At 75.1% G+C, this 830-nt stretch carries 1 protein-coding gene; it reads right to left on the bottom strand.

Annotation, left to right across the window (positions count from 1 at the left end; all coding sequences use genetic code 11):
* Positions 1-194: 194 nt before the first annotated feature.
* The coding region (locus KN815_RS49405) for an SbcC/MukB-like Walker B domain-containing protein (protein WP_301184726.1) at positions 195-830 on the bottom strand (636 nt) is incomplete at its 5' end.

The raw sequence follows: 830 nt of genomic DNA, 5'->3' as shown, positions 1-830 counted from the left end.
CCCGCTACAGGCTGTCCGGCGGACCACGCGGGGGCTCCGCCCCTGGGCCCAGGGGTCTGGGGCGGAGCCCCGCCTTCCAGCCCCTCCGGCGATTGAGGAGCGGGGTCTGGGGCGGAGCCCCAGTTGTGGGGAGGGGCGGGGAGGGGAAAGCAGCCCGCCGCAGGCGTCACGATCCGCCGGACGCCCCCGACCCCCTAGTGCGCGGCGGCCATCCGATGCCGTACGGCCGAGCCCTCGCGGCCCTTGACGACCTCCAACTGGGCGGGGACCCGCCGCCGCAGATCGGCGACATGGCTGACGATGCCCACCGTACGGTCCCGCTCGCGCAGCGAGTCGAGCACGTCCATGACCTCGTCCAGGGTCTGTTCGTCGAGGCTGCCGAACCCCTCGTCGATGAAGAGGGTGTCCAGGCGGACCCCGCCCGCCTCCTCGGTGACCACATCCGCCAGGCCCAGCGCGAGGGCGAGCGAGGCGGAGAAGGTCTCGCCGCCGGAGAGGGTGGCGGTGTCGCGTTCGCTGCCGGTCCAGGCGTCGATGACATGCAGCCCGAGACCGGAGCGGCCGCGTCCGCCGGAGCGGGCGTCGGAGTGCACCAGGGTGTAGCGCCCGGAGGACATATGGCGCAGCCGCGCGCTCGCCGCCGCCGCGACCTGTTCCAGCCGGGCCGCCAGCACATACGCCTCCAGCCGCATCCTGCGCTCGTTGTCCGTCGAGGTGCCCGCGGCGAGCGAGGCGAGGCGGGCGATCCGGTCGTGTTCCGCGCGCAGCGGGGCGAGCCGGCGGGCGTCGGCGACCGCCTGCGCGGAGAGCGCGTCGAGGTCCTCGCAGCG

The organism is Streptomyces niphimycinicus (assembly GCF_018883605.1).
Classification (GTDB): Bacteria; Actinomycetota; Actinomycetes; order Streptomycetales; family Streptomycetaceae; genus Streptomyces; species Streptomyces niphimycinicus.
The sequence above is the reverse complement of the archived record's forward strand: the minus strand, read 5'-3'. Positions and strand labels throughout refer to the sequence as shown.